The 8,023-nt window shown below is 35.6% G+C and carries 10 protein-coding genes, 4 tRNA genes and 1 pseudogene; 9 read left to right on the top strand and 6 right to left on the bottom strand.

Annotation, left to right across the window (positions count from 1 at the left end):
* Positions 1-77: 77 nt before the first annotated feature.
* The 4 genes from ADH27_RS09145 to ADH27_RS09130 all read left to right on the top strand — a co-directional run bounded on the left by ADH27_RS09145 (position 78) and on the right by ADH27_RS09130 (position 411).
* A tRNA-Trp gene (locus ADH27_RS09145) sits at positions 78-148 on the top strand.
* A 12-nt stretch (positions 149-160) separates the two neighbouring features.
* Positions 161-233: transfer RNA gene (locus ADH27_RS09140), tRNA-His, on the top strand.
* A gap of 13 nt (positions 234-246) precedes the next feature.
* Positions 247-318: transfer RNA gene (locus ADH27_RS09135), tRNA-Gln, on the top strand.
* A gap of 9 nt (positions 319-327) precedes the next feature.
* Positions 328-411, top strand: a tRNA-Leu gene (locus ADH27_RS09130).
* Between the two features lie 85 nt (positions 412-496).
* Here ADH27_RS09130 and ADH27_RS09125 read toward each other — a convergent pair.
* From ADH27_RS09125 to ADH27_RS09105, 5 genes are read right to left on the bottom strand one after another with little or no spacing between them, the layout of a single operon-like run.
* On the bottom strand, positions 497-1,630 hold the full coding sequence (locus tag ADH27_RS09125) for a site-specific integrase (RefSeq protein WP_048717504.1): 1,134 nt from the start codon (positions 1,628-1,630) through the stop codon (positions 497-499).
* 3 nt (positions 1,631-1,633) lie between these two features.
* Positions 1,634-1,828 (bottom strand): DUF3173 domain-containing protein, encoded by a 195-nt coding sequence (locus ADH27_RS09120; RefSeq protein ID WP_000598356.1) that lies wholly within the window; start codon positions 1,826-1,828, stop codon positions 1,634-1,636.
* Positions 1,829-1,887: 59 nt separating this feature from the next.
* Positions 1,888-2,274 carry a hypothetical protein gene (locus tag ADH27_RS09115; protein WP_009732035.1) on the bottom strand — a complete coding sequence of 129 codons (387 nt, stop codon included), beginning with the start codon at positions 2,272-2,274 and terminating at the stop codon, positions 1,888-1,890.
* A 2-nt stretch (positions 2,275-2,276) separates the two neighbouring features.
* Positions 2,277-3,473, bottom strand: coding sequence for a replication initiation factor domain-containing protein (locus tag ADH27_RS09110; RefSeq protein WP_048717502.1), 1,197 nt, complete (start codon positions 3,471-3,473; stop codon positions 2,277-2,279).
* Positions 3,474-3,513: 40 nt separating this feature from the next.
* Entirely contained in the window at positions 3,514-3,987 is a 474-nt protein-coding gene (locus ADH27_RS09105) for a hypothetical protein (protein ID WP_048717500.1), read from the bottom strand.
* Between the two features lie 321 nt (positions 3,988-4,308).
* Here ADH27_RS09105 and ADH27_RS09100 point away from each other — a divergent pair, with 321 nt between their 5' ends.
* The gene (locus ADH27_RS09100; RefSeq protein ID WP_048717498.1) at positions 4,309-4,761 is read left to right on the top strand and encodes a helix-turn-helix domain-containing protein; all 453 of its coding nucleotides are present in this window, start codon (positions 4,309-4,311) and stop codon (positions 4,759-4,761) included.
* A 125-nt stretch (positions 4,762-4,886) separates the two neighbouring features.
* Positions 4,887-4,991: pseudogene (locus ADH27_RS10530) on the top strand (IS30 family transposase); the annotation flags it as partial.
* A 132-nt stretch (positions 4,992-5,123) separates the two neighbouring features.
* Here the strand turns inward: ADH27_RS10530 and ADH27_RS09095 are convergent.
* Positions 5,124-5,579, bottom strand: a complete 456-nt coding sequence (locus tag ADH27_RS09095) for a hypothetical protein (protein WP_000968642.1) — start codon at positions 5,577-5,579, stop codon at positions 5,124-5,126.
* 499 nt (positions 5,580-6,078) lie between these two features.
* On the opposite strand from ADH27_RS09095, the gene ADH27_RS09090 reads away from it, so the two are divergent.
* Genes ADH27_RS09090 through ADH27_RS09080 form a run of 3 tightly spaced genes read left to right on the top strand, consistent with a single transcriptional unit; the run spans position 6,079 to position 8,016 of the window.
* Positions 6,079-6,516, top strand: a complete 438-nt coding sequence (locus ADH27_RS09090) for a zinc-dependent MarR family transcriptional regulator (protein ID WP_048717496.1) — start codon at positions 6,079-6,081, stop codon at positions 6,514-6,516.
* Positions 6,516-7,220, top strand: a complete 705-nt coding sequence (locus ADH27_RS09085; protein ID WP_048717494.1) for a metal ABC transporter ATP-binding protein — start codon at positions 6,516-6,518, stop codon at positions 7,218-7,220. Before ADH27_RS09090 ends, ADH27_RS09085 begins: the two co-directional genes overlap by 1 nt.
* Complete coding sequence (locus ADH27_RS09080; protein WP_023022055.1) at positions 7,213-8,016, top strand: metal ABC transporter permease; 804 nt, start codon at positions 7,213-7,215, stop codon at positions 8,014-8,016. Before ADH27_RS09085 ends, ADH27_RS09080 begins: the two co-directional genes overlap by 8 nt.
* Positions 8,017-8,023 lie beyond the last annotated feature (7 nt).

The following is an 8,023-nucleotide window of genomic DNA, read 5'->3' as shown; positions in this document are numbered from 1 at the left end:
CGAAGAGGCTAAACGCGGCGGACTGTAAATCCGCTCCTTCGGGTTCGGGGGTTCGAATCCCTCCCCTTCCATCCTTTACGGGCATAGTTTAAAGGTAGAACTAAGGTCTCCAAAACCTTCAGTGTGGGTTCAATTCCTACTGCCCGTGTATAAGAATATGGCGGGTGTGGTGAAGTGGTTAACACACCAGATTGTGGCTCTGGCATGCGTGGGTTCGATCCCCATCACTCGCCTATTTTATATTATTGGGGTATAGCCAAGCGGTAAGGCAAGGGACTTTGACTCCCTCATGCGTTGGTTCGAATCCAGCTACCCCAGTTATACTTTGCCGGCGTGGCGGAATTGGCAGACGCGCTGGACTCAAAATCCAGTGTCCGCAAGGACGTGCCGGTTCGACCCCGGCCGCCGGTATAGTATTAAAGACAAGGTTTTCGGACCTTGTCTTTTTCTTTTATTTGTTGAATTTGTAACGCTGAGTTACTTAAAATTACTAGTTTTATAACAAATCATCTAATTTATCCGCTAATTTTTGTTGCTTGCTTGGATACAAATGAGAGTATGTATCTATTGTTGTAGTTATAGAAGCATGTCCTAATCTTTCTTTTACGACAAGATAATCTTCTCCTTGGTTTATTAGTAGGGAAGCATGTGAATGCCTGAAGTCATGAATTCTTATTTTTTTTAAAGAACTATCTCTTTGTAATATTTTTTTATATTGTTTTTCGATTGAATCCTTAGTTATCGTAATCGGGCTTTTTTGAAATATCTGTAGATCATCTAGGTTGGTTGTAAATTCTTTTAATCTTTCATGCTGTGTTTGCCTCCATTCTTCTAGTGTCTCCACTAGTTTGGTGTTCATGATGATTCTTCGGGTTCCAGCTTTTGTCTTTGTACTACTAATGTGTTCTTCACCTTTTTTAACGTATATTGATTTACTTACATGGATTGTATTTGTAGAAAACTCTATGTCCTTCCACGTTAGAGCAAGAGCTTCTCCGAGTCTTAGACCAGTAAAAAATAGAACTGTGAATAGTAATTTTATATTGTATTCATCGTTGCTAAATAGTGTTAAGAAATGCTTAAATTCTTTTACTGTCCAGAAATTTAATTTTACTTTTTCTATGGGTAATTTTTTCAGTAATCCTACGGGATGTTCCTTGTAAAATCCCTTTCTTAATCCAACATCCAGAATTTTCTTTAGTAAAATTATAATTTTATTAATAGTGTTTGGACTTAGCTTCTTTTCTGAGTTTTGAGTATTTTTATCTCTTAGATGTTCTCTGAATTGATAGATATCTTCATAAGTTAATTTAGCTACATCATCAACTTTTTCAAAATAGTTTTTTATATGCCTGTTATAGTTGTTTTCTTGTGTATCTATATAGCTTTGTTTTCTGTTGTTTATTCTATCCTCTTCTTTTAAGAGATCATAAAGGATATCAATTGATATTTTTGAGTTGAAACTTTTTTCTTTAAGTTCGACACTTCGTAAGTATTGTTCGGCCTCCAATGCTTCTTTTTTAGTTTTGAATCCTTTTCTTACAATTCTACGTTGTTTTAGAGATATTGGATTTATACCATTGGAAACATCAACAATCCAAGTTCCGTCTCTACTTTTACGTAAAGCCATAAGCTACGCTTCTTTCTGGAGTTCAATTCCTAATAGTTCTTCTGCGACACTGGCTGGAATTGTACCAATCCTTTTGTTATCGTAGATGTTAAAACCACGATTCACTAATAGTAATTTGCCGGTATGGATAATCTTTCTTGCAGTTCCTGGAGCAAATCCAAGTTCGATAAGGTCATCTTTTGTTACAGTTTTAATCATGTGATCTCCTTTTCTAATTAGATTAAGTAAGGGGAGGATTAACTCCCCTTGTCTGATATTTATTTTTGTTTTACATCTACTAAATGGATAGCATCTGCCTTGTAATACATTGTCGAACTAATCATAGTAGCTTGTAAATTGTCAAATGTAACTGGTACTTCATCCATTGCTTGGATATAGTCATTATCAACCAAGGCATCTGGATTGTCTACTGAGACTTGGGTTGATTTCTTTTTGAATTGTCCATCCTTAATTGTTACATTGTATTTCCAACCAATGATTCTATCGGTATTAAAACGTCTTTCGCTACCATCTCGGTTTTTGATAATTTCTCCGTTTGCATCTGCTCGGACTTCCGTTTCAAATTTTGGAATAACTTCATCCAATTCAAATTTTGTTCCAATGTTATTAAAATTCCAGTCATTTTGTGAAAGCATTTTTGCCATAATTAATTTCTCCTTTTGATATTTTCTTTGATTGTGGGGATCAAATCCTCTCTTTTAAAGAGAATTGCCCTTTCTATTAATCCACTTGCTAAATCTGGTGGATATTCCATATTGTTGAGTGCGAGATAGTTAGATTTCTCATACTCATGCAGTAAGTTATTGTCGTATAGAAATTTATACGCTTTTAGAATAGCTCCAGAACCTTTATAGGTAAACCATTCTAATTTTTGTTCTAGTTCTGTTTTTGGTTTTGAAATAATGATAGAGACAGGTTTTGAGTGACCTAAAAACTTTTCCCAAGATCTCAAGGGTTTTGAGAAGTGACTATCACTATAGAACCTCACTTTTTCTTTGAGATATCCCTTGGTAAAGTTGAGAAGATCTATTTCTGAATGCAACCATTCTTGAATGAAGTAGTGAGCTTTTTCTTTCCTAAGTTCTAACTCAGTTCTTATCCAATTTTCTATATACCGCTTGCTGATGCCGAGCTTCTCAGCTCGTTCTAAGCGTTTATCGTAAATTCTAAGTCTTTCATCATCATTGGGTTTTCTCAAATATAAGGTTTGGCCGATTGTTTCATCTCCGTAGGTATTGTAGTAAGTGCTTTTTCCATATATAAAGCGTTTCTTCTGACAAATCTTTAGAAGCTGATTAGGAGTGAAATAGGGTGTTTCATTAAAATCATCTATTGCAATATCAATTCGTCTTACTGAAAACTGATTGTAATTGTAGTAGAGGTTGTTCAGAAACTGTCTTTCGGACAGACTATTTGGATCTAATACCATATCTCTAAAGAACTCGAGTGCCTGTCCTGACATGACAAGCATGTAGGACGACTCTTTCGCTCCATAGTAGATACGGATATTCCCATGATGAAGCTGGCTATCATAGTTATAGTATTTAAGGCTCCCTTTATTCTCAATAAATAGGTCATAATCAAGAAATAGAATGTCTTCGATTATTTCTCTTGGCGAAAATTCAGTCTTATCAAACTGAATTTGAATCCAGTCAAATACAGAACGTAAATGTTCATTTTTTGCCATAGATTTTGATTCAACTTTTTGCCTAATTTTGCCACCCTTAAAATCTCCGAAACCCTTGGGAATACTGAATTCTTTCGATGGTACACCTAACTTGCAGAGGGTGGTGTTACTACACACCCTAACGGTCAAAAATGGTCCGTCCGCATTTACGCTCATTTTCGGCTTTCTGCCTCATGGCTCAGCCGAAAACTCGCTATTAGCCGAACCTATTTTTTGACCTCTTCTGAACAAACCCTAGTAAGCCGGTTTGCATCGACTCTTCAATATCTTGGATTTTCTTTTTTAGACTGGCATTCTCATTTTTTATCAACCGTATTTCTCGCTTGAATTCCTGTTTTAAGGCGCTCAGTTCATCGTAGAGCTCATCTATTACTTGGTTTAGGGATTCGTGCTCATTGTCTGCTAGACTCCCAAATACGGCTTGTATAGCCTCTTTTAGACCTATTTCAAGTTTTAGTTTAGCTAACTTTTGAAATTGTCTAAGGTCTTCGTTTGTAAAGTCATAGGCAACTGTATAACTTAATTGACGAGTTCTTGGATTTCTACTGATAGGAATTTTAATTTTTTTAAATTCCTTGCCACTTATCTCTTTAATCAGTTGAATCCAATTTTTAAGAGTAGAGGTAGAGTTTAGGCCAGAAATTTGATTGACTAACTCTTTATTGGTCATCTTTTTGTGAAACCTCCGAAATTTTCTTGTGCAACTGAAGAGTTTTCTGTGGTATAATTGTTACATAATATGTTTTGATCTTGGAACGAACGGCACATTTGTTTCAAGATTTTTTTTTTTTGTCGAATCTTACCTCCTTTATTAAAATTTTTTAAATCGAACTATTAGTTACATACGCTTTTACCTCCTTTTATGATATAATATTCTCAATGGAATATTTAATCTTAAAATAAATATTCCTTATGGAATAATTCTATTTTATACCGTTTAGAATATTTTGTCAAGCTAAAATATACAGAATCGAATATTGAAGAGGAAACAATGTTTAATAATAATTCTTTTGGAGATCGTCTTAAGCAACTGAGAAAGAGTAAGAAGTTAACTCAAGTACAAGTTTCTGAGATGATTGATGTACAACAAGGTACTTATTCTCGTTGGGAAAATGGAACTTTAGAGCCTAATTTAGAAGCCGTTGTCAAATTAGCAAAATTATTTGATACCACGACAGATTACTTATTAGGAAAAACGATTTACAGTACTCTAGATGTTGTCCCACATCCAATCACTAGAATTGATTTGAAGAAGCTAAAAGGGTTTAATAAAACTGAACTAGACGATCTGAAATTTGCGATTGTTATGAATGGAATTAAAAACCATTCGACTCTACCTAAGTATTTGGATGAGCTAGTCTCTGAATATAATTTAGATGAAGAAGAGCAAGAAATATTGCATACCCTTTTTAAAGAGGTTTCTGACTATTTTAATGCAGATTGATGGTTTATTTGATTAAGTTTCAATAGGTAAAGATTAGTATATTCTTGTTGAGTGATTTTATTTTATGAAGGTTGTTTATAGTTGAAAGGGGAAAGAGTTTGACTGATATCCACTGGTAGAGAACTTCTGATGAGGCTTTGAACAAGCCCTTATATGATATCAATCACCGACAACGAAAATATTTGGCTTACAGAACTGCTTGTGAAGCTCTAGTGGATGAGTTTGAGTAAATGTTGTACTTATTCTTGCAATTTATCATTAACAAAAAGAGAGAACCGACTCAAAATCGACTCTCTCTAATCAATCACTCTAGCTAATACAGTCAATAAATTTAAAATTCATTTTTAAAAAACTAATTACTTCTATAATTTATTTTCACATGCAAATTTTAACTCTTGAAGATCTTTTTTTAGTAAGATAGGCAATTCACGTCTCATCATTTTCCTTAATAATAAGATAGACCAGCCACTTAAACTCTCTTGAACTACAACCTCAGAAGATCCATTTGATAATTTTTTTATATACCAATTATGAATTGCATGAGCTCCTATTGTATTACCTGTCCATCCAAAACATGCAGCTGAAGCTGTATGGATTTCGGATTTATATTTTAGACCTCCTGATTTCCATTCAAATTTTGCCCCCTCTTGAATGTGAGATGCTAATAATTTTATTTCTGAAATTCCATTACGCCAGTTATGCCAATTATTGATTTCAGATAATACTGCCATAATTTTATCTCTTTCTGCATGAATAATTATATGTTCTTCAGCAAAAACAAGTGCATTAAAATCACATACTACATTAAAGTCCATCATATCTAGTGCCACCTCTCTATTTAAATTAATTTCAATCAATAGTCATTTTGATGATTGACTTATATTATAGCAATTATTTTAAAAATAGTGAAGAATATAATTAAGATAGCGAGATTCTCTGATGTTGATCTTAGGACGATAAGTTATGGAGTGTTACCAAAAAGTTACTAAAATTTGAAAAATGAGTCTATTTTGCAAGATTCAAAAGTCCTAAAACCCTATTAAATCAAGGATATAAGATTTAAAAAGTGTATTCATAGAACTCAAAATCCAGTGTCCGCAAGGACGTGCCGGTTCGACCCCGGCCGCCGGTATAGTATTAAAGACAAGGTTTTCGGACCTTGTCTTTTTCTTTTTTTCGTTGAATTTGTAATGTTGAGTTACCTATTAGTTACTAAAATTTGTTTTTATTGTTTTCTGAAAATACTTTGACTATTTTCCTTTACTGTGTTATAATTAACCGGTAAAGTATTTACTGGTTAATAGAAAGGAAGTTCCTATGAAGGTTGCTAATCAGATAGATGAGTTTTTGAATTCTATCTTACTTATTTCTGAGAATCAGCATGAAGTATTGATAGGTTCTTGTACAAGTGGTTTTTCTTTAACCAATACGCAAGAACATATTTTAATGTTATTATCAAAGAATAATTATTCCAATTCTGAGCTTGCTAAATTGCTGAATGTTAGTCAAGCTGCTGTTACTAAGGCTGTTAAACAATTACTTTCTTTTGGGATGTTAGAAGCCCTAAAAGATGAGAAAGATGCTCGAATCGTTTTGTACCGTTTAACAGATTTAGGGCGTCCAGTTGCTGAGGAACATTCTCATCATCATGATCATACTTTGGCTGTTTATAATCAAGTTTTGAGCGAATTTTCTCAAGAAGAACAAATGGTTATTTCTAAGTTTTTATCTCGCTTATTGGAGGATCTTCGTTAATGCGTTATATCACTGTTAATGATCTTTCTTTTTATTATGATCGTGAGCCTGTTCTAGAAGGTGTGAATTATTACTTGGACAGCGGGGAGTTTGTGACGCTGACTGGTGAGAATGGCGCAGCCAAATCTACTTTGATCAAGGCAAGTCTTGGCATCTTAAAACCTAAAGTAGGAACGGTTGAAATTGCTAAGGAAAATGTAGCTGGTAAAAAATTACGAATTGCCTATCTTCCGCAACAAATTGCAAGCTTCAATGCTGGCTTTCCCAGTTCTGTTTATGAGTTTGTGAAATCGGGGCGGTATCCTCGCAAGGGTTGGTTTCGTCGGTTAAATCATCACGATGAGGAGCACATTTTAGCTAGTTTATCTGCTGTTGGGATGTTAGAGCATCGTGATAAACCATTAGGGGCTCTATCCGGTGGCCAGAAACAACGGGCTGTCATTGCACGAATGTTTGCGTCTGATCCAGATATTTTTGTCTTGGATGAACCGACTACTGGGATGGATGCTGGTAGTAAGGATGAATTTTATGAATTGATGCACCACAGTGCCCATCATCATGGGAAGTCTGTTTTGATGATTACGCATGACCCTGAAGAGGTGAGCCATTACGCGGATCGCAATATTCACCTAGTGAGGAAACAAAACTCTCCATGGCGTTGCTTTAATGTCCATGAGAAAGATGGAGGTGAGGACCATGCTTAGTCTCTTTCAGTATGATTTTATGCAACGGGCCTTGTTGGCGATGGTTGCTATGAGTCTCTTCTCTCCAATCTTAGGTGTATTTTTGATTTTGCGTCGTCAGAGCTTAATGAGTGATACACTGAGCCACGTCTCTCTATCAGGGGTTGCTTTTGGTCTCTTTCTTGGTTTCTCCCCGACTATTTCTACAGTCATTGTGGTGATCATAGCGGCTGTATTTTTAGAGTACTTACGCACAGTCTATAAAGATTTTATGGAAATTGGGACAGCGATTCTCATGTCAACCGGCTTGGCCTTGGCTTTGGTGATCATGAAGGGCGGCGGTAAAAGCTCCATGAGTTTGGACCAGTACCTATTTGGTTCTACCTTGACCATTACCGATGAGCAAGTGCTAGCTCTGTTTGTCATAGCGGCGATTGTTTTATGTTTGACGGTTCTCTTTATTCGTCCAATGTATATTCTTACGTTTGACGAGGATACAGCTTATGTAGATGGTTTACCCGTGCGTCTCATGTCTATCTTGTTTAATATTGTGACAGGGGTGGCTATTGCCTTGATGATTCCGGCTGCGGGTTCCTTGTTGGTATCTACCATCATGGTCTTGCCAGCTAGTATTGCTTTAAAGCTAGGAAAAACCTTCCGTTCAGTCATGCTTCTGGCAGTGGTCATTGGTTTTGTGGGGATGGTCAGTGGTCTCATTCTTTCTTATTACCCGGATACACCGGTTAGTGCGACCATTACCCTCTTATTTGTATCCTTCTTTTTGCTCTCAAATCTTTTTGTTAAATTTAGAAAATAGGTGATCT

This window comes from Streptococcus sp. 343_SSPC, assembly GCF_001072385.1.
Lineage (GTDB): Bacteria > Bacillota > Bacilli > Lactobacillales > Streptococcaceae > Streptococcus.
The sequence above is the reverse complement of the archived record's forward strand: the minus strand, read 5'-3'. Positions and strand labels throughout refer to the sequence as shown.

Excerpts from the sequence above, each read along its gene's own strand:
- ADH27_RS09085 (WP_048717494.1), top strand. The coding sequence starts at position 6,516 with ATGCGTTATATCACTGTTAATGATCTTTCTTTTTATTATGATCGTGAG.
- ADH27_RS09080 (WP_023022055.1), top strand. The coding sequence starts at position 7,213 with ATGCTTAGTCTCTTTCAGTATGATTTTATGCAACGGGCCTTGTTGGCG.
- ADH27_RS09100 (WP_048717498.1), top strand. The coding sequence starts at position 4,309 with ATGTTTAATAATAATTCTTTTGGAGATCGTCTTAAGCAACTGAGAAAG.
- ADH27_RS09120 (WP_000598356.1), bottom strand. The coding sequence starts at position 1,828 with ATGATTAAAACTGTAACAAAAGATGACCTTATCGAACTTGGATTTGCT.
- ADH27_RS09115 (WP_009732035.1), bottom strand. The coding sequence starts at position 2,274 with ATGGCAAAAATGCTTTCACAAAATGACTGGAATTTTAATAACATTGGA.
- ADH27_RS09105 (WP_048717500.1), bottom strand. The coding sequence starts at position 3,987 with ATGACCAATAAAGAGTTAGTCAATCAAATTTCTGGCCTAAACTCTACC.
- ADH27_RS09090 (WP_048717496.1), top strand. The coding sequence starts at position 6,079 with ATGAAGGTTGCTAATCAGATAGATGAGTTTTTGAATTCTATCTTACTT.
- ADH27_RS09125 (WP_048717504.1), bottom strand. The coding sequence starts at position 1,630 with ATGGCTTTACGTAAAAGTAGAGACGGAACTTGGATTGTTGATGTTTCC.
- ADH27_RS09110 (WP_048717502.1), bottom strand. The coding sequence starts at position 3,473 with ATGAGCGTAAATGCGGACGGACCATTTTTGACCGTTAGGGTGTGTAGT.
- ADH27_RS09095 (WP_000968642.1), bottom strand. The coding sequence starts at position 5,579 with ATGATGGACTTTAATGTAGTATGTGATTTTAATGCACTTGTTTTTGCT.